Annotated in this window: 26 protein-coding genes; 14 read left to right on the top strand and 12 right to left on the bottom strand. The window is 66.8% G+C overall.

The annotated features are described in order from the left end of the window. The first annotated feature begins 27 nt into the window (after nt 1-27). From U5809_RS10115 to U5809_RS10095, 5 genes are all read left to right on the top strand, one after another. Nucleotides 28-492 carry a GNAT family N-acetyltransferase gene (locus tag U5809_RS10115; RefSeq protein WP_322086385.1) on the top strand — a complete coding sequence of 155 codons (465 nt, stop codon included), beginning with the start codon at nt 28-30 and terminating at the stop codon, nt 490-492. A 48-nt stretch (nt 493-540) separates the two neighbouring features. Continuing rightward, on the top strand, nt 541-1,119 hold the full coding sequence (locus U5809_RS10110) for a hypothetical protein (protein ID WP_322086384.1): 579 nt from the start codon (nt 541-543) through the stop codon (nt 1,117-1,119). 173 nt (nt 1,120-1,292) lie between these two features. Beyond that, nucleotides 1,293-2,672 carry an FAD-containing oxidoreductase gene (locus U5809_RS10105; protein ID WP_322086383.1) on the top strand — a complete coding sequence of 460 codons (1,380 nt, stop codon included), beginning with the start codon at nt 1,293-1,295 and terminating at the stop codon, nt 2,670-2,672. Between the two features lie 86 nt (nt 2,673-2,758). Beyond that, a complete protein-coding gene (locus U5809_RS10100; RefSeq protein ID WP_322086382.1) occupies nt 2,759-3,661 on the top strand; it encodes a LysR family transcriptional regulator in 903 nt (300 codons plus the stop codon). 123 nt (nt 3,662-3,784) lie between these two features. Then, nucleotides 3,785-4,774 carry a zinc-dependent alcohol dehydrogenase family protein gene (locus tag U5809_RS10095; RefSeq protein ID WP_322086381.1) on the top strand — a complete coding sequence of 330 codons (990 nt, stop codon included), beginning with the start codon at nt 3,785-3,787 and terminating at the stop codon, nt 4,772-4,774. Between the two features lie 32 nt (nt 4,775-4,806). On the opposite strand, the gene U5809_RS10090 is transcribed toward U5809_RS10095, so the two are convergent. After that, on the bottom strand, nt 4,807-5,700 hold the full coding sequence (locus tag U5809_RS10090) for an SDR family oxidoreductase (protein WP_322086380.1): 894 nt from the start codon (nt 5,698-5,700) through the stop codon (nt 4,807-4,809). A 95-nt stretch (nt 5,701-5,795) separates the two neighbouring features. Here U5809_RS10090 and U5809_RS10085 point away from each other — a divergent pair, with 95 nt between their 5' ends. The 3 genes from U5809_RS10085 (at nt 5,796) to U5809_RS10075 (ending at nt 8,953) form a co-directional block, all read left to right on the top strand. Beyond that, nucleotides 5,796-6,653, top strand: a complete 858-nt coding sequence (locus tag U5809_RS10085) for a helix-turn-helix transcriptional regulator (protein ID WP_322086379.1) — start codon at nt 5,796-5,798, stop codon at nt 6,651-6,653. A 160-nt stretch (nt 6,654-6,813) separates the two neighbouring features. Then, nucleotides 6,814-8,043 (top strand): cyanate transporter, encoded by a 1,230-nt coding sequence (locus U5809_RS10080; protein WP_322086378.1) that lies wholly within the window; start codon nt 6,814-6,816, stop codon nt 8,041-8,043. Nucleotides 8,044-8,182: 139 nt separating this feature from the next. Then, nucleotides 8,183-8,953, top strand: coding sequence for an ABC transporter substrate-binding protein (locus U5809_RS10075; RefSeq protein ID WP_282507623.1), 771 nt, complete (start codon nt 8,183-8,185; stop codon nt 8,951-8,953). A gap of 93 nt (nt 8,954-9,046) precedes the next feature. Here the strand turns inward: U5809_RS10075 and U5809_RS10070 are convergent, their stop codons facing one another. Continuing rightward, the gene (locus U5809_RS10070) at nt 9,047-9,643 is read right to left on the bottom strand and encodes a DJ-1/PfpI family protein (protein WP_322086377.1); all 597 of its coding nucleotides are present in this window, start codon (nt 9,641-9,643) and stop codon (nt 9,047-9,049) included. Between the two features lie 84 nt (nt 9,644-9,727). Next, nucleotides 9,728-10,621 (bottom strand): LysR substrate-binding domain-containing protein, encoded by an 894-nt coding sequence (locus U5809_RS10065; protein WP_322086376.1) that lies wholly within the window; start codon nt 10,619-10,621, stop codon nt 9,728-9,730. Between the two features lie 165 nt (nt 10,622-10,786). On the opposite strand from U5809_RS10065, the gene U5809_RS10060 reads away from it, so the two are divergent. The 3 genes from U5809_RS10060 to U5809_RS10050 are packed head-to-tail and all read left to right on the top strand — an operon-like array spanning nt 10,787 to nt 12,501. Further along, nucleotides 10,787-11,323, top strand: coding sequence for a sugar ABC transporter (locus U5809_RS10060; RefSeq protein ID WP_322086375.1), 537 nt, complete (start codon nt 10,787-10,789; stop codon nt 11,321-11,323). Further along, nucleotides 11,311-11,637 carry a hypothetical protein gene (locus U5809_RS10055; RefSeq protein ID WP_322086374.1) on the top strand — a complete coding sequence of 109 codons (327 nt, stop codon included), beginning with the start codon at nt 11,311-11,313 and terminating at the stop codon, nt 11,635-11,637. Before U5809_RS10060 ends, U5809_RS10055 begins: the two co-directional genes overlap by 13 nt. An 18-nt stretch (nt 11,638-11,655) precedes the next feature. Next, nucleotides 11,656-12,501 (top strand): MBL fold metallo-hydrolase, encoded by an 846-nt coding sequence (locus U5809_RS10050; protein WP_322086373.1) that lies wholly within the window; start codon nt 11,656-11,658, stop codon nt 12,499-12,501. 106 nt (nt 12,502-12,607) lie between these two features. Here the strand turns inward: U5809_RS10050 and U5809_RS10045 are convergent, their stop codons facing one another. Beyond that, entirely contained in the window at nt 12,608-12,991 is a 384-nt protein-coding gene (locus U5809_RS10045) for a hypothetical protein (RefSeq protein WP_322086570.1), read from the bottom strand. Nucleotides 12,992-13,070: 79 nt separating this feature from the next. Beyond that, nucleotides 13,071-13,964, bottom strand: coding sequence for an AraC family transcriptional regulator (locus U5809_RS10040; protein WP_322086372.1), 894 nt, complete (start codon nt 13,962-13,964; stop codon nt 13,071-13,073). 148 nt (nt 13,965-14,112) lie between these two features. Between U5809_RS10040 and U5809_RS10035 the strand changes: the two genes are divergently transcribed. From U5809_RS10035 to U5809_RS10025, 3 genes are all read left to right on the top strand, one after another. Continuing rightward, nucleotides 14,113-14,856 (top strand): SDR family oxidoreductase, encoded by a 744-nt coding sequence (locus U5809_RS10035; protein ID WP_176046211.1) that lies wholly within the window; start codon nt 14,113-14,115, stop codon nt 14,854-14,856. 73 nt (nt 14,857-14,929) lie between these two features. Next, on the top strand, nt 14,930-15,451 hold the full coding sequence (locus U5809_RS10030; RefSeq protein WP_322086371.1) for a GNAT family N-acetyltransferase: 522 nt from the start codon (nt 14,930-14,932) through the stop codon (nt 15,449-15,451). 198 nt (nt 15,452-15,649) lie between these two features. Then, a complete protein-coding gene (locus U5809_RS10025; protein WP_322086370.1) occupies nt 15,650-16,597 on the top strand; it encodes a GlxA family transcriptional regulator in 948 nt (315 codons plus the stop codon). A 91-nt stretch (nt 16,598-16,688) separates the two neighbouring features. Here U5809_RS10025 and U5809_RS10020 read toward each other — a convergent pair whose 3' ends face one another. From U5809_RS10020 to U5809_RS09990, 7 genes are all read right to left on the bottom strand, one after another. Then, nucleotides 16,689-17,171, bottom strand: a complete 483-nt coding sequence (locus tag U5809_RS10020) for an SgcJ/EcaC family oxidoreductase (RefSeq protein WP_322086369.1) — start codon at nt 17,169-17,171, stop codon at nt 16,689-16,691. A 124-nt stretch (nt 17,172-17,295) separates the two neighbouring features. Then, nucleotides 17,296-18,150, bottom strand: coding sequence for a DJ-1/PfpI family protein (locus U5809_RS10015; RefSeq protein ID WP_322086368.1), 855 nt, complete (start codon nt 18,148-18,150; stop codon nt 17,296-17,298). 153 nt (nt 18,151-18,303) lie between these two features. Further along, complete coding sequence (locus U5809_RS10010; RefSeq protein WP_322086367.1) at nt 18,304-19,050, bottom strand: SDR family oxidoreductase; 747 nt, start codon at nt 19,048-19,050, stop codon at nt 18,304-18,306. Between the two features lie 197 nt (nt 19,051-19,247). Continuing rightward, entirely contained in the window at nt 19,248-20,708 is a 1,461-nt protein-coding gene (locus U5809_RS10005) for an amidohydrolase family protein (protein ID WP_322086366.1), read from the bottom strand. Between the two features lie 103 nt (nt 20,709-20,811). Then, nucleotides 20,812-22,290: a sodium:solute symporter gene (locus tag U5809_RS10000; protein WP_322086365.1), complete on the bottom strand. Its 1,479-nt coding sequence runs from the start codon at nt 22,288-22,290 to the stop codon at nt 20,812-20,814. Further along, a complete protein-coding gene (locus U5809_RS09995; protein WP_322086364.1) occupies nt 22,287-22,499 on the bottom strand; it encodes a DUF3311 domain-containing protein in 213 nt (70 codons plus the stop codon). The genes U5809_RS10000 and U5809_RS09995 overlap by 4 nt, the downstream gene beginning before the upstream one ends. Before the next feature lie 39 nt (nt 22,500-22,538). Further along, the gene (locus U5809_RS09990; protein ID WP_415877940.1) at nt 22,539-23,663 is read right to left on the bottom strand and encodes a porin; all 1,125 of its coding nucleotides are present in this window, start codon (nt 23,661-23,663) and stop codon (nt 22,539-22,541) included. Between the last annotated feature and the right edge of the window lie 284 nt (nt 23,664-23,947).

Raw genomic sequence — 23,947 nt, 5'->3', positions numbered from 1 at the left:
TCTTTCCCGTCATCCCGCCCCGCCGCCATGATCGAGATCCGCGCCGCCCGCTATCCCGACGACGCCGCAGCCGTCGAAGCGATCTTCCGCGAGTACATCGCGAGCCCGACCGTCAGCCTCGCATTCCAGGACTACGAGCCGGAAATCGCCGCGCTGCCCGGCAAGTACGCGGCGCCGCGCGGGCTGCTGCTGCTCGCGTGGCACGGCGAGCGCGTGGTCGGCTGCGCGGCGTTTCGCGAAATCGACGACACGGCGTGCGAGATGAAGCGGGTGTACGTCCGCCCCGAGGCGCGCGGGCTGAACGTCGGCCGCCAGCTCGTCGAACGGCTGCTGCACGACGCGAAGGCGGCCGGCTACACGCGCATGTGCCTCGACGTGCTGCCCGAGTTCGTCGCGGCACGGCAACTGTATGCGTCGCTCGGTTTTGCGCCCGCGCCGCCCGTCGCGTTCAATCCGGTGCCGGGCACCGAATTTCTCGGGCGCGATCTGTAACCCCGCGCGACCGGCAACCCTTTCCTCCTTTCGACCCGACCTCCCGTCATGCGCGCGCTCCGCCTCGCTACCCTGATGCTCCCGCTGCTCGCGGCACTGCCTGCCGCCGCCGGCGCGGCCGACCTGCCGAAGTCGATCGCCGCGCAACTGCCGCCCGGCTACCAGCCGCTGCTCGCGCAAGCCGGGCCGGATCTCGACAACGGGCGGCACAGCTTTCTGGTCGTCGTGCATCGCGCGGTCGATACGCGCGAACAGCCGTCGCCGCGCCCGCTGCTGATCTACGAGGAACAGGCCGATCACACCTACCGGCTCGCCGCGCGCAACGACCAGGTCGTGCTGCGCGCGAACGAAGGCGGCCAGTGCGATCCGTTCGATCCCGAAGATGCCGCCGACAACGGCTTTTCGGTGAAGGGTCGCTATTTCACCGTGCAGAACTTCGTCGCTTGCGGCCAGCACTGGACCGACTACGTCACGTTCCGCTACGACCCGCGCACGCACGGCTGGCTGTTCTCGAACCAGATCGTCACCGAATCCTTCCCGCTCGACGACCAGCCCGACCACGTCACCGTCACGCGCGCCGACACGCACCGACCGGTGTCGTTCGGTCAGTGGAAACGCAAGGACTGACACCGCCGCCACGCAGTCCGGATCGATCGTCCCGCCCGTCACCCGCCGGCCGGTACTCGCGAGCGAGCGCCAACAGGACTACCATAGGCGCTCGCCGTCGCGCGACCGTGCGCCGGCATCGCACGCGGCTCGCCCGCACGCCTTCCCTCGCTGCACCTGCACCGGAGGACGTCATGACGCAACACTTCGACGCGATCGTCATCGGCACCGGCCAGGCCGGGCCGCCGCTCGCCGCGCGGCTGTCGGCCGCCGGGATGAAAGTCGCGATCATCGAACGCGGCCGCTTCGGCGGCACCTGCGTGAACACCGGCTGCATCCCGACCAAGACGCTGATCGCGAGCGCATACGCCGCGCACCTCGCGCGGCGCGCCGGCGAATACGGCGTGTCGGTCGGCGGCCCCGTCACCGTCGACATGAAAGCCGTGAAGGCGCGCAAGGACCAGATCTCCGGCCGCTCGAACCACGGCGTCGAGCAATGGGTGCGCGGCCTCGCGAACACCACGGTGTTTCAGGGTCATGCCCGATTCGAGCGCGCCGATGCCGTGCGCGTGGGCGACGCGCTGCTCGAAGCCGAACGCATCTTCATCAACGTCGGCGGCCGCGCGCAGGTGCCCGCGATGCCGGGCCTCGACTCGGTGCCGTACCTGACCAATTCGACGATGATGGACGTCGACTTCCTGCCCGAGCATCTCGTGATCGTCGGCGGCAGCTATGTCGGGCTCGAATTCGGCCAGATGTATCGCCGCTTCGGATCGAAAGTCACGATCGTCGAGAAGGGCTCGCGCCTGATCCGCCGCGAGGACGAAGACGTGTCGCAGGCCGTGCGCGAGATTCTCGAGAACGAAGGAATCGACGTGCAGCTCGACGCGACCTGCCTGAGCGCGCGGCGCGACGGCGAAGGCATCGCGGTCGGCCTCGATTGCTCGGGCGGCGGCCGCGAGGTCGCGGGATCGCACCTGCTGCTCGCGGTCGGCCGCGTGCCGAACACCGACGATCTCGGGCTCGACCGCGCGGGCGTCGGCACCGACGCGCGCGGCTACATCGCCGTCGACGAGCAGTTGCGCACGAACGTGCCGGGCATCTGGGCACTCGGCGACTGCAACGGACGCGGCGCGTTCACGCACACCGCATACAACGACTACGAGATCGTCGCGGCCAACCTGCTCGACGACGATCCGCGCAAGGTGTCCGACCGCATCACGGCGTACGCGATGTATATCGATCCGCCGCTCGGCCGCGTCGGCATGACGCTCGCGGAAGCGAAGCAGACGGGCCGCCGGCTGCTGGTCGGCACGCGCCCGATGACGCGCGTCGGCCGTGCGGTCGAGAAAGGCGAAAGCCAGGGTTTCATGAAGGTGATCGTCGATGCGGACAGCCACGCGATTCTCGGCGCATCGATCCTCGGCGTGACCGGTGACGAAGTCGTGCACGGGATGCTCGACGTGATGGCCGCCGGCGCGCCGTACACGACGATCAGTCGCGCGATGCATATTCACCCGACCGTGTCGGAACTCGTGCCGACGCTGCTGCAGGATCTGCATCCGGCCGAATGACGCGCGGCGGGTGGCGCTGCATCGCCGCCGCACGGGTGTCGGGCGGTGTGCGAAGATGACCGCTCGCCACGACACCCGGGAACGCCATGGACCGCCTGCAAGCGATGCAGATCTACGTACAGATCGTCGAGCGCGGCAGCTTCACGCAAGCCGCCGACGCGCTGCAACTGCATCGGCCGGCCGTGACGAAAGCCGTGCAGCAGCTCGAGCAGGAACTCGGCGTGCGGCTGCTGAACCGCAGCACGCGCCGCGTGAGCGTGACGGCCGAAGGCGAGGCGTTCCATGCGCGCTGCGTGCAGCTGCTCGGCAGCATCGATGACGCATTCGCGTCGTTCCCCAAACAACGCGCGGTGCCGAAGGGCCGGTTGCGGATCGACATCGCACTCGCGCTCGCGAAGACGGTCGTGATTCCGGCGCTACCCGAGTTCCAGCAGCGCTATCCGCAGATCGAGCTCGTGCTCGGCGCGAGCGACCAGCCAGCCGACCTGATCGGCGAAGGCATCGACTGCGTCGTGCGGGTCGGCACGCTGAAGGATTCGAGCATGGTCGCGCGCACCGTCGGCGCGGTGCCGATGGTCACGTGCGCGTCGCCCGCCTATCTCTCGCGCCACGGCTTGCCGCGCACGCTCGACGAACTTCGTACGCATCGCGCGGTGAACTTTTTCACCGGCGGCAATCGCCGCATACTCGAATGGACGTTCCGCCCGCACGGCGAAACCGTCGCGGTGAAGCTCGCGAGCAGCCTGCTCACCGACAACTCGGAAGCGCTGCTGTCCTGCGGGCTCGCCGGCCTTGGCGTCGTGCATGCGCTGCGCCCCGCGCTGCAGCCGAGCATCGACGCGGGCCTGCTGATCGAACTGCTGCCCGGCGTACCGGCCGTGCCGAAGCCGGTGTCGGTGCTGTACCCGAACCGCGCGCACCTGTCCGACAAGGTGCGCGCGTTCATCGACTGGCTGACCGAGCTGTTTGCGCGCCGGTATCCGGCGTAGAACAGGTTCGCGCCGATTGTTATTCCTCGAATAACAATCAATGATTCCAGTGCGCGTTTATCCGGCGCGATCTCCCGCCTACGATGCTGCTTCATCGACACCCGTTCATCGAAGGAGCATCCCATGTCCCGCATCGTCCGTTTTCACCGCATCGGCGGCCCCGAAGTCCTGCAGATCGACACGGTCGACGTACCCGCGCCGGGCCCCGACGAGATCCAGTTGCGCGTGAAGGCGATCGGCCTCAATCGCGCGGAAGTCATGTTCCGCAGCGGCGAATACACGTTCATGCCGCGCTTTCCGGCATCGCTCGGCTATGAAGCGTCGGGGGTGGTCGCGGCCGTCGGCAACCACGTGACGGCGTTCGCCGAAGGCGACGCGGTGAGCGTCGTACCCGCGTTCTCGTTCGCCGACTACGGGATGTACGGCGAAGTCGTCAACGTGCCCGCGCATGCCGTGGTCAAGCATCCGGAGAGCCTGTCGTTCGAGGAAGCGGCCGCGACGTGGATGATGTTCGTCACGGCCTGGGGAGCACTGATCGAACTCGGCGGGCTGCAGCGCGGCGACGCGGTGCTGATCGGCGCCGCATCGAGCAGCGTCGGGCAGGCGGCGATCCAGGTCGCGAACCACATCGGCGCGGTGCCGATCGCGCTGACGCGCGGCGAATCGAAGCGCCAGGCACTGCTCGACGCGGGCGCGAAGCACGTGATCGCCGGCAGCCCTGCCGACCTGCCGCAGCAGGTGGCGGAGATCACCGGCGGAGTCGGCGCGCGCCTCGTGTTCGATCCGGTCGGCGGCCCCGATGCGGCGAACCTGCTGCGCGCGCTGGCCACGAACGGCACGTTCTTCCAGTACGGCGCACTCGACACGCGCGACATCCCGGTGCCCGTGATGGACCTGCTCGCGCGCCACCTGACGCTGCGCGGCTACGAGCTGTTCGAGATCACCGGCGACGCGCAACGCCTCGAGCGCGCGAAGCGCTTCATCGTCGACGGGCTCGCGACCGGCGCACTGAAGCCGCTGATCGACCGCACGTTCGCGTTCGACGACATCGCCGACGCGCACCGCTACATGGAAGCCGGTGCGCAGGTCGGGAAGATCGTCGTCACGGTCTGACCCGTGCGCGGCGGGCGGCGCACGCCGCCCGCTCAGTTGTCGAAGTACCGCGGCCGGTCGATATCGGCCAGCAGCCGCGGCTGCGTCGGCGCCCAGTCGAGCCATGCGCGCGTGCGCTCGCTGGTTGCCGGCGCATCCATCCCGGCAAACATCGCGAACCAGCCGAAATGCTCGCCCACTTCCGCGCTCGATTTCGCGACGACCGGCACGTTCAGCCGCCGGCCGATCACTTGCGCGATCTCGCGAAACGGCACACCGGTATCGTCGACCGCGTGATAGCGCGCGCCGGCCGTGCCGCGTTCGATCGCGAGCCGGTACACGCGCGCCGCGTCGAGCCGGTGCACGGCCGGCCAGCGATTGCCGCCGTCGCCGATAAAGGCCGACGCCCCCTTCTCCCGTGCAAATGCAATCAGCCGCGGCACGAAGCCGTGATCGCCGTCGCCGTGCACGGACGGCGGCAGGCGCACGACCGACGCATGCACACCGCGCGCCTCGAGCGCGACCGCGGTCGCTTCTGACGCACGCGGATAGGCCGACGACACGGGCACGTGCGGATCGTCCTCGGTCGCCGCGCGGCCGGGCGCGACGAGCGCGAGCCCCGACGTGACGACCAGCGGCCGCGACGAACCCGCGAGGACCGCGCCGATCGTCTCGATCGCGCGGCGGTCGAGTTCGCAGTTCTGCGCGAAGCGCGAGAAGTCGTGATTGAATCCCGTGTGGATCACCGCGTCGGCGCGTTCGGCGCCGCGCGTCAGGCTGTCGAGATCCTCCAGCGACCCGCGATGCAAGTCGGCCCCCGCGGCCGCGACCGACGCGGCGGCCGCATCGGAGCGCGCAAGGCCGAGCACCGAATGCCCGGCGGCCACGAGTTCGGCGACGACGGCCGAGCCGACGAATCCCGACGCCCCAGTAACAAAGACACGCATGTTCAGCACCTCCGGATGGAATGGAGGCTTACTATCTGCCGAGGGCCGCGCGCGGTGAAGTCGTGACGGTTTACCGGTAAACGAACTAACAGGATATGGCTGACGCCCCCGACAACCTGCTCGGCGCGTACCTGCGGGACCACCGCGAGAAACTCGACCCGGCCGCGCTCGGGCTGCCGGCCACGCGCCGCCGCACGCCGGGCCTGCGACGCGAGGAAGTCGCGCAGCGTGCCCACGTGAGCGCCGCGTGGTACACGTGGCTCGAACAGGGGCGCGGCGGCGCACCGTCGGCCGACGTGCTCGACCGGCTCGCCCGCGCGCTGATGCTGAACGAAGCGGAACGGGAGCACCTGTTCCTGATCGGCGTCGGCCACCCGCCCGAAGTGCACTATCACGCACCGGCCAGCGTGACGCCACGCCTGCAGCACGTGCTCGATTCGCTCGACGCGAGCCCCGCGATCGTGCGCTCCGCGACGTGGGACGTCGTCGCGTGGAACGACGCGGCGGCCGCCACGCTGACCGACTATGCGACGCTGCCGCCGGCCGCGCGCAACATCCTGCGGCTGATTTTCGTCGACGCGGGGGTGCGCTACGCGCAGCCGAACTGGGAGCGCGTCGCGCGGTTCGCGGTCGGCGCGTTTCGCGCGGATGTCGCGCGCGGCGGCGCGACGCGGGCCGTGCAGGCGTTCGTCGACGAGATGCGCGCGACGAGCGCCGAATTCGATGCGATGTGGCGCGACCACGATATCCATTCGCATGACGAAGGGACGAAAGAGATCCGCCACCCGCAAGCAGGCCGGATCGCGCTCGAATATTCGGCGTTCTCGGTGACCGGCCGCCCCGACCTGAGCCTCGTGATCTTCACGCCGGCGACGCCGGCCGACCGCGCACGCATCCGGGCGCTCGTCGCGGCCCGCGAACAGGCCGGTGCGATGCCGGCACCGGCTGCATAGGCACGCGACGGGCCGCGTCCATCCGGCCCCATCGGCCCGCGCGCGCCATCGTATTCCGCACTGATTCCCAGTCGAATATTTAATTTTCTCCTGGCGTAGCGCGCGCTTACCCTTTCGGCATCGCATCACAGGGCCACCGGCCCCTCCCTGGAGCATTCCGATGACCGACCCCGGCACCGCGCAAGCCGCAACCCGCCCGCACGCGGCTTCCGTGTCCTATGGCGCGCTCGCGCTGCTGGTGCTGGCCGGCCTCAACCTGCGTCCGTTCCTGACCGCGTTCGGCCCCGTGCTCGACGTCGTGCGCGCCGACACGGGCCTCGGCTTTCGCGCGGCCGCGCTGCTGACCACGCTGCCGTTCGTGCTGATGGGCGTCGTCGCCGGTGTCGGCGTCGGGCTCGCGCGGCGCATCGGCGAGCGGCGCGCGCTGACCGCCGCGCTCGCGCTGATCGCGGCCGGCTGCACGGCGCGCCTGTGGACCGGCGGCAGCACGGGCCTGATCGCGACCGCGATCGCGGCAGGCGCCGGCGTCGCGGTCGTGCAGGCGCTCGTGCCGGGCCTCGCGAAACGCTGGTTCGTCGACCGGCTGCCGCTCGCGATGGGCCTCTATTCGGCCGCGCTCGTCGGCGGCGGTGCGTTCGGCGCGGTCGCCGCACCGTGGCTCGCCGCGCACGGCGGCTGGCATCTGGCGCTCGCCGTGTGGGCCGTGCCTGCGCTCGTCACGCTCGCGCTGTGGCGCGCGAAAGCGCCGCGCGACGCCGTGCACGCAGCGGCCGCCACGGCGCCGGTCAGCGCGTTCGCCCGCGTGCCGCGCGCATGGCAGCTCGCGCTGTTCTTCGGTCTCAGCAACAGCGGCTATGCGAGCCTCGTCGCGTGGCTGCCCGCGTTCTACCGCAGCGTCGGCATGAGCCCGCAGACGAGCGGCAACCTGCTCGCGTGGATGGCGCTGTTCCAGGCGACCGGCGCACTGGCGATGCCGATGCTCGCGAAACGTTCGTCCGACCGCCGCCCCGTGCTGTGGCTCACGCTCGCGCTGCAGGCAGCCGGCTTCGCCGGGTTCGCGACGCTGCCCGAGCTTGCGCCATGGTTCTGGGTCGCGAGCGTCGGCCTCGGTCTCGGCGGCTTCTTCTCGATGAGCCTGATCGTCACGCTCGACCACTTGCCCGATGCGCGGCTCGCCGGCGCGCTCGCCGCGTTCGTGCAGGGCATCGGCTTCCTGACCGTCGCGGCCAGCCCCTGGCTGATCGGCTGGCTGCGCGACGCGGGCGGCGGCTTTGCGATCGCGTGGTGGATGCATCTCGGCGTGATCGCATCGATGGCCGTGCTGAACGCCGCGTTCTCGCCCGCCGGCTACCGGCACAGCATGGCGCGCATCACCGGCGCCGCCCGCTAACCCCCTTCGAATCCGGACGTTTCGCCGCCGCTTCCGGCGGCCGTCCAGCCGCCCGCGCATGGCCGGGCGCGGGTCGTCACGCCCATCGGCCGCCTGTTCGCTTCACGACAAACAACATCAATCGGTAATGGAGACAATCATGAAAAAGCTCGTTCTGGCCGTCGCGCTCGCGCTGACGGCAGGCGCCGCCGCCGCGAAAGACCCGGCAGTGCTGCGCCTCGGCGTCGATCCCAGCTATGCGCCGTTCGAATCGCTCGCACCCGACGGCAAGCTCGTCGGCTTCGACATCGATCTCGGCAACGCGATCTGCGAGCGGATGAAGGTGCGCTGCGTGTGGGTCGAAAACGCCTTCGACGGCATGATCCCGGCGTTGAAGGCACGCAAGTTCGACGGCGTGCTGTCGTCGATGAGCGTGACCGAGAAGCGGCTCGCGCAGATCGCGTTCACCGACAAGATCAACAATGTGCCGCCGCGCCTCGTCGCGCGGCGCGGGTCGAACCTGCAGCCAACGGCCGAGTCGCTGCAGGGCAAGAGCGTCGGCGTCGAGCAGGGGTCGACGCAGGAAACCTATGCACGCACGTACTGGGAACCGAAGGGTGTGATCGTCCGCACGTACCAGACGCAGGATCTCGTGTACCAGGACTTGCTGTCGGGCCGGCTCGATGCGTCGCTGCAGTCGTCGGTGCAGGCCGACCTCGGTTTCCTGAAGACCGCGAAGGGTGCGAATTTCGAATTCGCGGGGCCGGCGCTGCATGATCCGAAGACGCTCGGCGTGGGTTCGGCAATCGGCGTGCGCAAGGACGACGACGCGCTGCGTACGCAGATCAACCAGGCGCTCGCGAGCCTGATTCAGGACGGGACGTATCAGCGGATCGCGAAGAAGTATTTCTCGTTCGATATCTACAACTGACGGACGCGCGCGGAATCAATGAAGGGGCGTTGCGCATCGGCGCGCAACGCCCCTTCGCGAATCGTCCTTCCTGAATGCCGTTCGAGAACGCGATCAGAGGAACGGCGCAATGTTCCCGATCGCACGCGTCACGTAAGCCTCCTTCTCCCCCACCGGCGCGACGTAGTGAATCGCGCTGCGCGCGGCCTCGACGCCCTCCAGGCGCGCGATGACCCAGGCCGCCAGATAGTGCGACGCCAGGCATCCGCCCGAGGTCGCCACATTCCCCCGCGCCACGAACGGCTGATCGAGCACGGCCACGCCCGCCTCCTCGACCCACGGCCTGGTGGTCAGGTCGGTGCAGGCCGGCACGTCGTTCAACAGGCCCAGCTTCGCGAGTATCAGCGTGCCCGAGCATTGCGCGCCCAGCAGTTGGCGCGCCGGATCGAGCTTCAACTGCGCCATCAGCGCGGCATCGCGCACGACGTCCCGCGTCAGTGCGCCGCTGCCGACCAGCACCGCGTCGGCGTCGCATGCCTCCTGCAACGACACGTGTGCGTCCAGCACCAGACCGTTCATCGACCGCGGCCGCGGCACCGGGCTTGCAATCGATACGCGCCAGCCGGGCGTCTTGATCCGGTTAAGCAGGCCGAACGCGATCAGCGAGTCGAGTTCGTTGAAGCCCTCGAAAGTCAGGATGGCAATGTGCATGACGTCCTTGCATCGTGGAATGGTGGTATCGCGCCTATCGTAGATCAAATCACGACGCATTCGCGACGCGCATCGGTGGCTGCGTCAACGCGCGCCGCCACCGGCCTCTTCCAGCATCCATGTCGCAAAAGCCCGTACCGGCCCCCCGCTCGATTCGACCGGTTCCGGAAGCACGAGGCAGAAGGTCTTGGTCACGGCCTTCCCGTCCGGCCAGGGCGCGACCAGGCGGCCCTGCTCAAGCTCCGCCCCGATGTAAAGACGCGGCACCAATGCCACGCCCAGGCCAGCCAGTGCCGCCTCGATCAGCATCGAATGGAGATCGTATCGGGGGCCGACCGCCGAATTGGTCAGCGCAATACCGGCCGCTTCCGCGTACGTCTGCCAGGCATCGGGATTCTGCCGCCGATGCAGGCGCGGCAGCGCGTCCAGCGACGCGTTCTTCCCCGCGCCCTTCAGAAGCGCCGGACTGCAGACCGGCACCAGCACTTCCTCCAGCAGCGGATGCAGATGCATGCCGGCCCATGCCGGATGTTCGAAATGAATGGCTGCGTCGAAACCGCTGCCCGCGAGCAGGAATGGGTCCATCCGTTCGGCGATATGCACGGTGATGTTCGGGTGGCGATCCTGAAAGCGCTTCAACCGGGGAATCAGCCAGCGCGTGGCGAAGGTCGGGATCGCGGCGATATCGAGGCTCGCGCCCTCGGCGGGCTGCCCCATCAGATACAGGCTGTCGCGCTCCAGCCGGTCCAGGATCTCCCGCACCTGCACCGCATAGCGCGTGCCGTTCGGCGCCAGCCGGACCCGGTTTCCGACGCGCTCGAACAGCGTCACGCCCAGAAACGCCTCCAGCCGGCCGATCTGGCGGCTGACCGCGCCTTCGGTGCGTGCCAGCTCGTCGGCCGCGCGGGCGAAGCTCCCGTGTCGGGCCGCCGCCTCGAAGGCCAGGAGCGCGGAATTGCTTGGAATCTTGCGTCGCATGGAGGTCTCGCCGATCGGGGGAATTCGACGCCAGCTTGAGCAAACATCACTGAAGGCTGACTTTTTGTCGATATTTATGCGGAAAACATCAGATTAGCATTACGTCACAGCACTGAACATCGTGCGTTCGCCGCAGGATGCCCCTCCGTTACGAAGGACGATCTGATGATCTACACCGTGGAATGCAGCTTCGCCGACCGCGACAGCGAAGCCGAATGGAACAACTTCTACAGCCTCGACAAGCTGCCGGCCCTCATCTCGGTGACGGGTTTTCATACGTCGCAGCGCTTCAGGGCGATCGGCGACGGTTGCCCCGTCTACCTGGCCATCCACACGATCGACGGTCTCGACGTGCTGGCCGGGGACGAATATCGCCAGAAAGGCGGTGGTAATTTCGCGAGATGGCAGCAGCACATTACCGACTGGCACCGCAATCTCTACAGCGATATCGGCGTCGCGCCGGCGGTCGCGGCCGACGAACTGCTCGTGCTGTGCGAGAGCGGCCCCGAGCCGCTGATCCGCATGGGCGTGACCCCGCTCGCCATGCAGGCCGTCGCGCTGGAGAAGTTTCCGGCGCGCCGCTGGCTCGCCGTCCTGCCCCGACGCGACGCCCTGCTGACCGGGCACGCCGCAGCCGGCCTACACCTTTACGCACCGATCACCACGCAACTGACCAAGGCAGGCCAGCCATGCCGAACGTGACTTTTCATATTCAGGCGGGATGCATGCCGCCCGACGACGACCTCGCCGCGCTGTCCGGCGACTGCGTCGACCTGTGCACCGAGGTCCTCCATGCAGAACTCAAGAACGTTCATGTGATCTTCATGGAAGTTCGGCATGGACACGGGCATCCCGTTTTCGCGGAAATCCAGTATCGCGTCGACGCGTTTCGTTCGCCCGACATCATGAACCGGTTCATGGAAGCGCTCGATCACGCGATCGTTCGCCGCACGGGCCTGACCGCGCGCATCCGCTGTTTTGGCCATGCCGCGCCGAGCATTCACGCGCGAAACTAGCTTGCCTGGAGAAGCCTTGTGTCCACCGTTACTTTTCCCTTTCAGCGAGTCGGCGATTTCACGGTAACAGCGATCAGCGACGGCTACCTGACCGCCAGCCTCGATGTCCTGTCGAATATCGACACGCCCGAAGCCACCCGAATGCAGCACGATGCCGGCCAGCAGGAACCGTCCGCCATCCATATCAATTGCTACGTGGTGCGCGGCGCGGGCCGCACGATCCTCATCGACGCCGGGGCCGGCGGCATCCGGCAATGGGGCGGCCGCCTGATCGCCAATCTGTTGGAGGCCGGCATCGCCCCGTCCGCGATCGACACGATCCTGCTCACGCACGCGCATCCCGACCATGTCGGGGGGCTGGTGAATGCCGCCGGACACGTGACGTTTCCGCATGCGGAGCTGGTCGTCCATCGGCGGGAGGTCGGCTTCTGGCAAGACGACGCCAATCTGAGCCGCGCCAGCGAGCGCGCCCGCGGCAACTTCCTGATCGCGCGCCAGGTATTCGACGGCTATCGCGACAGGCTTCGTCTGTTCGATGCGGGCGACGTGTTGCCGGGCATCCGCGCGATGCCGCTACCGGGGCATACCGACGGGCACACGGGATACGTCGTCGAATCCGGCGATCAGGGCCTGCTCGTGTGGGGAGATATCGTGCATTTCCCGCATATCCAGATCAAACGGCCCGACGTGTCGATTGCATTCGACCAGGACTCGACCCAGGCCGCAGCCACGCGATCACGGCTGCTGGACCGGGTCAGTTCGGAGGGGCTATTGATCGCGGGCATGCATTTAGGAGAACCCGGTTTCGCCCGCATCGCGCGAACGAAAGGAGAATATGGTCTGCTTTACGAGACCGACGCGTGATGTCAGGACCGGAGAAAGTCACATCCGGCGCGCGGATCCGCGGTCGTGACGTCCGCGTCGATCCGCGCGTGGCGCGATGTCGCGCCACCCGGCGTGCGGCCGGATCCTACGCCGCGCGTTGCAACAGGTCCGTTGCGAACGACCGCGCATGCGCGACGGCTTCCTGCGCGTCGCCGAATACACCGAGCTGATCCCAGTGCTCTTCGGCCGCGAATGTTCCTTTCACCGCGAGCGCGCGCTGAACGCGCAACTGCGCCGCATACGTGCCGTCGTCCAGCGGCCTGGCGGTCGCGACGACCTTGTGCGGCGGGCTCGCCCGCTCCGGCTGAACCAGCTCGACGTGGCCAACCACCGTGCCGATATCCATCAACTCGTTCCTGGTGTTGCAGTCCGGACAGTAGAAGCACCACCCGGCGCCCTCCTGGTGAGTCTTGACCTGCCCGCGCGCCAGCACGGCACGACATTCAACGTTTTCGCAGATGAACGGCATCACGGCGTCTCCGAAGTTGTTTGATGGAAATCCTAGCATGTCCGCTGGCGGTCAACCATCGGCATTGTTGCCGCACCGGTCAGGCGCTCGCCAGCGCCTTTCGTGTTGCCGTGTCGCGCTTCGGCGGCGTGTTGAACAGGCGCCCGTACTCGCGGCTGAACTGGGACGGGCTTTCGTACCCGACACGAAACCCGGCCTCCGCCGCCCCCAGCCCTTCGGCCAGCATCAGACGACGCGCTTCCTGCAAGCGGATCCGCGCACGAAAACGCAGCGGGCTCATGTGCGTCGCGACCTTGAATTGCGCGTGGAATGTCGACACGCTCATGTCCGCCAGCGCGGCGAGCTCGTCGATCGCGAAGTCTTCCGTGAAGTGATGGCGGATGAACGCAATCGCCCGCTGAATCCGGTTGATGCGACCGGTCAGATACGCGACCTGACGCAACATGTCCGCATGCGGGCCGCGCAACAGGCGATAGAGAATCTCGCGCTCGATCAGCGGCGCGAGCGCCGGGATGTCGTCCGGCGTGTCGAGCAGATGCAGCAGCCGCGTGGCCGCGTCGATCAGGTGCGGCGTCGCGGCTTCCACCGCGATCGCCGGCGACCCGCGCGCGTCGCCGCGCCCGGGCTTCGTCGAATCGTGCATCAGCATGTCGGCGAGCGCCTGACGATTCAGCGGCAACCGCACACTGAGATACGGCTGCGCCACGCTGGCCTCGATCACCGCCCCGATCACCGGCAAGTCGAGGCCGACGATCAGGTAGTTCGAAGGATCGTACTGATACGCGCGGCCACCGACCACCGCGCGCTTCCGGCCCTGCGCGACGATGCAGCAGGACGGCTCGTAGAGCGTATGCACGGGCTCCGTTTCAGCCGACGAACGCAACAGGCCCAGACCCTTAATCGCCGTTTCCACGGCGCCGTCCGCCCGCGCATGGCGGGCGATCAGCGCCGCGAGATCATCGATTTTTTCCACGTGCCGAGTGTCGCATGCTGAATCGCGGCGCGTATCGCCTTCGCTGCATTTTCGGAGAATCGTGCAAGAAATGCGGAGTCGCAGGATAACGGCTGCGCCCCCTTCCGCGCGATGCTGTCGACTCTTCACCCTGAACCGAGGAACGAACATGTCCAGCCACAACATCGAACAGAAAGTGATCCTGATCACCGGCGCGAGCAGCGGGATCGGCGAGGCCACGGCCCGCTATCTGGGCGAGCGCGGCGCGCGCCTGATGCTCGGCGCGCGTCGCACCGAGCGTCTTGCGGACCTCGCCGGCAACATTCGCGCCAAGGGCGGCACGGCGGCGTGGCGTGCGCTCGACGTCACGAAGCGCGACGACAACGACGCGTTCGTCGAAGCCGCGCTCGCCGAGTATGGCCATATCGACGTCATCGTCAACAATGCGGGCGTGATGCCGCTGTCGCCGATGGCGTCGCTGAAGGTCGACGAATGGGACCGCATGATCGACGTCAACATCAAGGGCGTGCTATACGGCATCGCGGCCGCATTGCCGGTGATGAATCGCCAGGGTTTCGGCCAGATCATCAACGTGTCGTCGATCGGCGGATTGCGCGTCTCGCCGACGGCCGCCGTCTATTGCGCGACGAAGTATGCGGTGCGCGCGATTTCCGACGGCTTGCGCCAGGAGAACGACAAGCTGCGCGTCACGAGCATCTGCCCCGGTGTCGTGACGTCCGAGCTGGCCGACACGATCACGGACCCGGTCGCCGCCGAAGCGATGGCGCGGTATCGCAGCATCGCGCTCGAACCGGAAGCGATCGCGGCAGCCATTGCGTATGCGATCGCACAGCCCGCCGATGTCGACGTGAACGAGATCGTCGTGCGCCCGACGGCGACGATCACCGGTTAGCGGGTAACGATGCACCGGCCGGCTGTCGCTCGCGATACACTGTCCGCCCGACTACCGAAGCGAGACACTTCCGATGTTGATCCGCGTTGCGACACTGGCCGATGCAGCCCCGCTTGCCGACTTGAAGCGCGATACGTTTCGCGAAACCTTTCTGCAGGACGGCTTCGGCATCGACTACCCACCGAACGATCTTGCCGCGTACGAGGCCCGCAGTTACTCGGTCGCAACGGTCAGCGAACAGCTCATCGACCCGCAGTGCCGTACGTGGGTCGCCGAAGGCGACGACGGCACGCTGGTCGGCTATGCCCTCGCGGGGCCGTGCAAGCTCCCGCACCCGGAAGTCGCGGCAGGGTCGGGCGAGATCCATCAGATCTACCTTCGACGCGGTACGCAGGGTACCGGCGCCGGACGTGCGTTGTTCGACGCCGCGCTGGATTATCTCGCCGACGAACGCCCCGGGCCGGTATGGCTGGGCGTGTGGTCCGGCAACGCGAAGGCCATCGCGTTCTACGAGAAGGCAGGCTTCAGGCAGGTCGGCACGTACGATTTCCACGTCGGCGAATCGACCGACCTGGAATACATCTACCGTCGCTGATCTCCGCAACCGCATGACAACCGCGCCCCGCCGGCAAACGACGGGGCGTTTTGCGTTTACGGCTCGTCGCGTCTTGTCGGCCGTGCAGGCAATCGATGGTGACGTCAACGACGTATTTCCCTCGTTTCAGGCTGAGTGACACTATTTGAGGGTTCTCGGTAAAATACGCCTTCCCGAGTTTCCGGTATCTGCCCTGTCATGCATCGAATTGGATTCTTCGTTTGCCGCGGCTACGATGCGCTTGATCTTGGCGGGCCGCTGTCGGCCTTCAATCAGGTGGCCACGGCGGCCGGCCATATGCCCTATGACCTTCATGTCATCTCGCAAGCCGGCGGCCCGATTCAGGGCAATACGGGTCTCTCGATCGAGACCAGGCCGGTCGGAAGGCGCACGTTCGACACCGTCGTGTTCGTGGGCGGCGATATCGAGCCGATGCAGACACCGGAAAATGTCGCCGCGGCCAAAAAACTGACTGCCAGGACCTCGCGGGTAGCCAGCGTGTGCACGGGCGCGTTTCTGCTCGCGGAAACCGGCTCGCTGGACGGCTTGAGGGCCGCGACGCACTGGCGGTACGCCGCGCTGATGCAGTCGCGCTTCCCTCGCATCAAAGTCGACGGCGACAGTATCTATGTCGTGGATGGCCGCGTCTGGACGTCGGCGGGCATCGCCTCCGGCATCGACCTGGCGCTCGGCATCATCGAAACAGACATGGGTGCGGAGATTGCGCGCGCTGTCTCCCGGCTGCTGGTCGTTCCGTATCGTCGGCCAGGCGGGCAGTCGCAATTCTCGGCGATGTCGCAGATGGAACCGGAGTCGGATCGGATCCGCATCGCGCTGAATTTTGCGCGGGAACATCTGGCCGAAGCGCTGCCTGTCGAACGACTCGCGGATGCCGCGCGATTGAGTTTGCGGCAGTTCGGGCGTGCCTTCCGGCGCGAAACCGGTGAAACACCTGCGAAGGCGGTCGAACGCTTGCGCGTCGAAGCCGCGAGGCTGCGCCTGCAGGGTGGCAGCGAACCGATCGAACAGATTGCGCTGGCGGTGGGATTCACCGATCCGGAACGGATGCGGCGGGCCTTCATCAAACTGCACGGACACCCGCCGCAAGCGATTCGGCGCGAGAGCCGATCGAACGCGGCACGCTGATCGACCGCCGGCCGATCAGCACGCTTTGCGGTCAACGTCCGTCTGGCGGGCTGGCAGCGCGTCGGTGCGTGACGCGCCAATAGCCTGACGCTCAATGGCCGTCGGTCTTGACGGGCGCGTAATCGTTCCACATGTCGCGATGCAGCTTCCAGGCGCCACCCTGCTTCAGGAAGACGAGGATCTGCTTCGCGCGAATCTTGAGCTTTCCTTCGTGGTCGCGCACCTCCGCATCCGACACCTCCGTCACGACCCGGTCGTCACCGTAGAACTCGTAATTGCTGAACGAGACGGTGCCGGGTTTCGATCCGGCATACCCGTTGGCGAAGTACGCCACGATCGCGCGGCGCCCCGCGACCTTGTCGCCGCCGAGCGGCAAGAGCGCGCCGTCGTCGGTATAGAGGCGGCCGATCGCCTCATAGTCCCCTCGTGCAAAGGCATCGGCCCATCGCGCATTTTCAGCCTTGATGGCCGCTTCGGGCGGACGTTGCGAACCACCGGCGACAGCCGGCGCGGTGAATGCGAAGAAGGACACGCACGCTGCAAGCGCAGCAGTACAAAAGCGAATCTGTTGCATCGAGTGATTTCCGGTTTTGGCTTGAATTGAAGCGGTTGCCCGAATGAGCAGATGGCGCAGGCGGCGTCGCCTGCGGCGTTCATCGAGGCCAGCGGATGGCCTCGTGCACATTGGCTGCAGGCGCTCAGCGAACGCCGGGGATTCGTGCGAGCCCCCTCGATGCGCCCGGCAGTTTCTTGTCGACCATCGCGATCACGTCCGGCCGTGCGTCCCTCGGATGACCGGAATGGAACGGCGGAGCGGGATCGTATTCGATCACGAGTTGCGTGAATTCGGCGGCCCGTTGGCCGCGCAACTTCGCGGCCACGCGCAGGGCGAAGTCGATGCCCGCCGTCACGCCGCCACCGCTCATGAAGCGGCCGTTGTCGTCTTCGACGAAGCGCTCGGGAACGGGAATGGCACCGTATTCCGACAGCTTGTTGACGAAGGCCCAGTGACAGGCGCTGCGCTTGCCCTTGAGCACGCCCGTTGCGGCAAGCACCAGCGATCCGTTGCACACCGACGTCACGTGTTTGGCACCTTGTGCCAGACGCCGGATCTGCGCCTGATACTCCGGTCGCATCGGCACGCTCAAATCGGATCCGCCGGGCACCAGAATCAGGTCCGTCTTCTCGATATCGGCGAGCCGTTCGGTATTGCCGTACACGACGCCGAATTCGAGCGTCACGTTGCCGCCATTGAGGCTCGCGTAGCGAACGTTCGTATTCGGCAGCCGGTGAAAAATCTCGCTGGGCCCCGCGAAGTCGAGAAGCGTTCCGCCGTCGTAATTGACGATCAGGATATTGAGCGGATCGTTCGGGGCAAGTTCGCCGTCACCGCCTGCTTGCGCGAGCGCGGGTGTGGCATGCCCGAGCAAGGCGCCGCCGCCCAGCACGGCGCCGAGCGTGGCGACGCTGCCCAGCTTGAGAACATCGCGCCGCGAACGACCGGCCCGGGTGAGTTGGGTTACGGAAGCGTCGCTATCGATACTGTCGGTCAAGATGATTTCTCCTTGCACTGCGGCCCCTGCCGCGAACGCATCCAGGCCGGGCCGGATTGAACAACCGCCACGACGAACGGCGAGGCGGACGTGAGATCAGGGTGTGGATGAGCCGCGATGACGTATCGGGCTCTGGAATCGCGAGCCGCCGGCCTAAAGCTGCGACGCACCGCCATCGACGACCAGTTCGGTGCCGACAACGTAGGAGGATTCGTCGCTGGCGAGATACAGTGCCGCGTTGGCAATGTCCTCGGCCTTGCCCATGCGGCCGACCGGAATCGCTTCGGCGAACGCGGCCTTGCGGTCGCGAACCCATTCGTCGGGCATGCCCCATTTGGAGAGCAGCGGCGTGTCGATCGCACCGGGGGCGATCGCGTTGAAGCGGATTTTCCGGTCGAGGAACTCGTAGGACCAGCTGCGGGCCAGCGATCGTACGGCGGCTTTCGCGGCCGCCGTCAACGAGATGCCGTGCTTGCCGGTCTGCGCGACGAACGAGGTATTCAGGATGACGGACGACCCTTCCCGCAAGTCCGGCAACACCGCCTGAAGCGTGAACACCACGCCCTTGACGTTGATGTCCATGATCTCGTTGTAGAGTGCGTCGTCGATGTCGTTGGCCGCGGACGGAAACGCCCAGCCGGCGTTGGCGAACACGATATCCAGGCCGCCGAACTTTTCTTTGACCTCGGCGGCAATCGCCCGCATGTCCGCGAGCGAACGGACGTCGCCCTTGAGGACGATCGCGTTCTCGCCCAGCTCGGCCTTCACGCGCTCGAACACGGCTTCATCGCGGCCGGTTACCGCTACGCGTGCACCTTCTGAAATGAACAGCTTCGCGGTGGCGAGACCGATGCCGCTGGTGCCACCCGTGATCAACGCTGTCTTGTTCCTGAGCCTCATCTTCGGTTCCTTTTCATGTCGTGATGGATCAGGCCGGAAGCTCGAAACGCCATCGCGTTCGTGCGCTGTTCCCGGCCTGATCTTCGACTGAAGTATGGAACGTGAGGCAGGTGGCGCAAAGGTCATATAACCCTCGAAAAACGCCACTCCATTCAAACGGGCGCTGCGCCATTCACCGGTCGCGCTCTCGCGATGACTCAGTAGTGGCTACGCCCCCACAGCGTCTTCGGCTCGTCGAGCAGATGACGCAAGCCGCTGCGCCGAATCATCGTTTCCGCGACTTCGTTCACGCGCTCGAGCACCTCGCCTTCATCGACCGACAGCACACGGCGGTCCTCCATCAGCACACGGCCGCCGACCATCGTCATGCACACGTCGGCCGCATTCGCGAAGCACGTCACGCGATACACCGGCATGTTCATCGGCATCATGTGCGGCCGGAACAGGTCGACGAGGATGATGTCGGCGAACTTGCCGGCTTCGAGCGACCCGACTTCGTGATCGATCGACAGCGCCTTCGCCGCATCGATCGTCACCATCTCCAGCACCTTGCCGTGCGGCAGCACGTCCGGGTCGCGGAAATGCCGGCGGTGGTAGTGCATGCACTGCCACATGTGGCGGAACATGTCGTAGCCGCGATCGGGCGCCGCACCGTCCGACGCGATCGCCACCGTCACGCCCGCATCGATCAGCTCGGGCACCGGGCAGCGCCCGATGATCGACATGATCGCGCTCGGGTTGTGGACGATCGCCGTACCCGTTTCCACGCATGCCGCGATGTCGTCTTCGGTCAGGTCGATGCTGTGCGACATGAACGACGTCGGCCCGAGCAGCCCGAGCTCGCGATGCGCGAACGCGAGCGTGCCGGCACGATGGCCGTCCTGCGTGAACGTCAGCCCGCGCCCGCGCGCGAGCGCGCCGTAGCGTACGGCCTGGTCGCGGAAGTCTTGCTCGTACTGCGCAAGTTCCGGGTCGTGCTCGGGGCCGTACACGGGCAGCGTCAGCGCGATCCGGATGCGGCCGTCGGCATCGCCGTGGCATTCGTCGACGATGCGCTCGCACACGTCGTACATCGTATCGAAATCGATGTCGCGCGTATCGCTGCCGTCCGGCGTGTGGCGCGTGTACGCGCGCGGCGCGGGCGGACGCGACGGGCCGACCGCGACGATCGAGCGCGTGCCGGTGCGCACGACCGCGTCGCAATGACGTCGCGCATAGACCGGGTCGTCGACGCGCATGATCGAGTTGCCGCCGCCGAGCAGCGACACGCCCGTCGTCACGCCGGCCTTCAGCCGTTCGAGCGCGGCGAGATGCGATTCGGTTTCCCAGAACGCCTCGTCCGATGCGCGCGTGTAAATCGTCTCGGCCGCGGCCGACCATGCATCGCCGTCCGCGCCGCCGATCGTGCGCAGCATCGCGTGGCCCGCGTGCGCATGCGCATCGATCAGGCCCGGCAGCACGGCCTTGCGGCGCGCGTCGATCGTGCGCGTCGCACGGTAGCGTGCCTGCAGTTCATCGGTGCTGCCGACGGCGACGATGCGGTCGCCATCAACGGCAACCGCGCCGTTCTCGATCACGTGCCGCTGCGGGTCCATCGTGATCACGCAGCCGTTCACGATCAGCGTATCGATCGTTTCGCGCTTGTCCTCGGTAGTCATGACGTGGTGTCCTGTTGTCGTTCGAATGGGTCGGGGCGCCGTCAAACGGCAAAGCCGCCGGGCGGCTGCCCGGCGGCCTGACCGCGAAACGGCGAAGCAACTGTCACGCGGAGCGCACCGGCGCCGCAACACGCGCCTTCAGCTTGCGCTGTACCGCGCTGATCGCGATGAACACCACCGCGTTCACTGCGAGCGCGATGAGCCCGGGGTTGATCGACGTGAACGTGTTCGATGCGCCGGGGAACAGCGATGCGAGCGTCACGCCATAGTAGTTCGTCATCGCAATCACGATCGCGCCGGCGACGATGCCCGCGAATGCGCCTTCACGCGTGCCGAACGGCCGCTTCAGGAAACTCGATGCGAGCATCGGCACGAGTTGCGTGAGCAGGCTCGACGAGAAGATCGCGAGCGTCACGAAGGTCGCACCGCCGCGCAGCACGAAGTAGACGACCACCAGCGTGAAGATCGGCAGCGCGATCCGCGCGACGCGCGTCACTTCGCGGTCGGTCGCGTTCGGCGCGAAGCCCTCGCGGTAGATGTTGCGCGCGATCGTCGTCGACGCGTTGAGCATGATCAGCGAGCCCGGCACCAGCGCAGTGAGCAGGCCCGTGCCGCCGACGATGCCGACGAACCACGCGGGGAACGTCTGCTTCACGAGGCGCAACAGCGCGAGATCGGTCTGCGCGCCTTCGAGCCCGTGCACGGTCATCACGGCCGCGAAGCCGACCAGGAACAGGAACGCGATCAGCACCTGGTACAGCGGCATCAGGATCACGTTGCGGCGCAGCGCGCGCTCGTCCTTCGCGACGTAGATCGCCGTGAAGCCGTGCGGATACAGGTAGTAGCCGAGCGACGTGAGCAGGATCGTCGAGTTGTACCAGCTCAGGTTGAAGCCGTGCTCGGGCATGCGCAGCAGTTCGGGATGCGCGGCGTCGATCTTCGCGAACATCTCGCCGAGGCCGCCGTAGTAATGCATCGGCAGGTACAGGCCGAGGAAGATCGCGATCGCGAGGATCAGCACGTCCTTGAAAATCGCGATGCTCGCCGACCCGTGGATGCCCGACACGACCATGTACACGGCCATCAGCGTCGCCGCGATCCAGATCGCGGCCGACTGCGGAATCAGCCCGTACGACATCTCCGACACGATCACGCCGAGCCCGCGCAGCTGGATCATCAGCAGCGACACCATCGCGAACACCGCGACGATCGACACCAGCACGCCGATCGCGCGGCTGTCGTACTTCGACGCGAAGTAATCGGCGAACGACACGAGCCCGCGCTCCTTCGCGTAACGCCAGATCGCCGGCAGCATCCAGTAGCCGATCACGAACGCGAGGCAGCCGTACGACAGGATGTAGAACGCCGGCACGCCCTTGCTGTAGGTCCAGCCGCTCGCGCCGAGGAACGAGAACGTCGAGAACGCCTCGCCGGCCATCAGCAGGAACGTGAGCAGCGAGCCGAAGCCGCGCCCGCCGACCGCCCACTGTTCGAGCGTGAGCTTGCGGCCGCGGCGCGCCATCACGCCGATCGCCAGCGCGAACACGGCGAACGCCGCGATGATGATGATCGAAGCGTTCATCGCGCGTCTCCCGTGCGGCCGTCGCGGGCCGCGTCGCGCTCGTCGAGATGGAACAGGATCGCGAGGATCACGGCGGTCGCCGCCATCCAGATCAGGTTCCAGACGAGCAGGAACGGCAACCCGAACAGCAACGGACGTGCCTCGGCGAGCGAGCCGCCTGCATACATCCCGACGAACGGCAGCGCCGCCAGCAACAGTTTGAATTTCATGTGAGTCTCCTCCGGAAGACGCGCAAACGCGTCAGGACATCAGAACTTCGTGCGGATGCCGGCCACCACCGCCACTTGCGACGTCGTCGACGACGGGCCGTTGGCGCCCTCGATCCACGCAGTGCCCACCGACGACGACGCCTTCTGGTAGAAGCCGTTCACGTACACGTCGGTACGCTTGGACAGCAGGTACTGCACGCCGGCCGACACCTGCTGGTAGTGGCCGCTGTCGCCGCCACGCGCGACCTTCGTATAGGTGTAGCCGCCGGCGGCCATCAGCGCGGGCGTGATCAGGTAGCGCAGGCTGCCTTCGTAGTTGTTGAAGCGCAGTGCGCCGCCCGTCGCCTGCCCGAAGTTCGAGCCCGTGTACAACAGGCCGAGCGTCGCCTGCCCGATCGCGTAGCTGCCGCCCGCGCCCCAGATCTGCTGGCGCACCGCACTCGACAGGCCGGCGCCGAACACCGAGGCCGACGCAGGGAAGTAGTTGTCGGACGCGACGGCGCCCGTCGCGCTGCTCGCCGGGTGGTTCACGCGCGCATAGGCGGCGCCCGCGTTGAGCGGCCCGTTCACGTATGTGACGCCCGCGCTCCACGTGTTGTCGTTGGAGAAGCCCGTCGAATTCGAGAACCCGTACATCAGGTTCGCCTGCAGGCCGGCGATCGTCGGCGAGATGTACTTGACCGCGTTGTTGGTGCGGAACGTGTTGTTGATGTCGTCGTTGTCGAACGGGTGCGTCGAGTACTGCGCGAGGAAGCTGCTCATCTGCAGCGAACCGAGGATGTCCTGCGTCGAGTTGTACTGGCGGCCGAGTGTCACCGCGCCCCAGTTCGTGCCGCTCAGGCCGACCCACGCCGACCGCCCGAACATCCGGCCGCCCTGCCCGAGCGCGCCGTTCGCGACGTTGAAGCCGTTCTCGAGCTTGAAGTTCGCCTTCAGGCCGCCGCCGAGATCCTCGGAGCCGATCAAGCCCCAGCGCGGGCCCGACTCGTTGCCGCCCGTGAACTGCCACAGCGAATGGCCCGTCGTGTTGTTCGTATAGGTCACGCCTGCATCGACGATCCCGTACAGCGTCACCGTCGACTGCGCGTGCGCGGCGCCGGCGAACAGCATTGCGATCGCCGCGCCCAATGCGGCGCCCGTCTTCCCACCCTTCAATCGCACCATCTCCATCATCTCCTCTCCAAACCTGCTCATCGATGTCGTGTTTTATTGATCCTGCCCATACGCGCCGGTCGGCTTGTCTAGACAGTGGCTGGATGGTATCCAGCCGTAACGGCATCAAGAAATGAAATGTTCAACTGGGCGGCAGTTGAAAATCGAATGGGAGGCAATGAAGAGAAAATGAGCCGGAATCACGCGACCCCGCAAGGGAAACGAAAGCACGCAGGCCGGCTGGACGCGGTACGTTTTGATCGGACGTGAATGGCGCGCGTAAGCAAGCTGACGAA

Origin of the sequence: Burkholderia sp. BCC1999 (assembly GCF_905339975.1) — a bacterium.
Taxonomy (GTDB): Bacteria; Pseudomonadota; Gammaproteobacteria; order Burkholderiales; family Burkholderiaceae; genus Burkholderia.
Note: the sequence above shows the minus strand (reverse complement) of the source record. Positions and strands in the feature narration are given on the sequence as shown.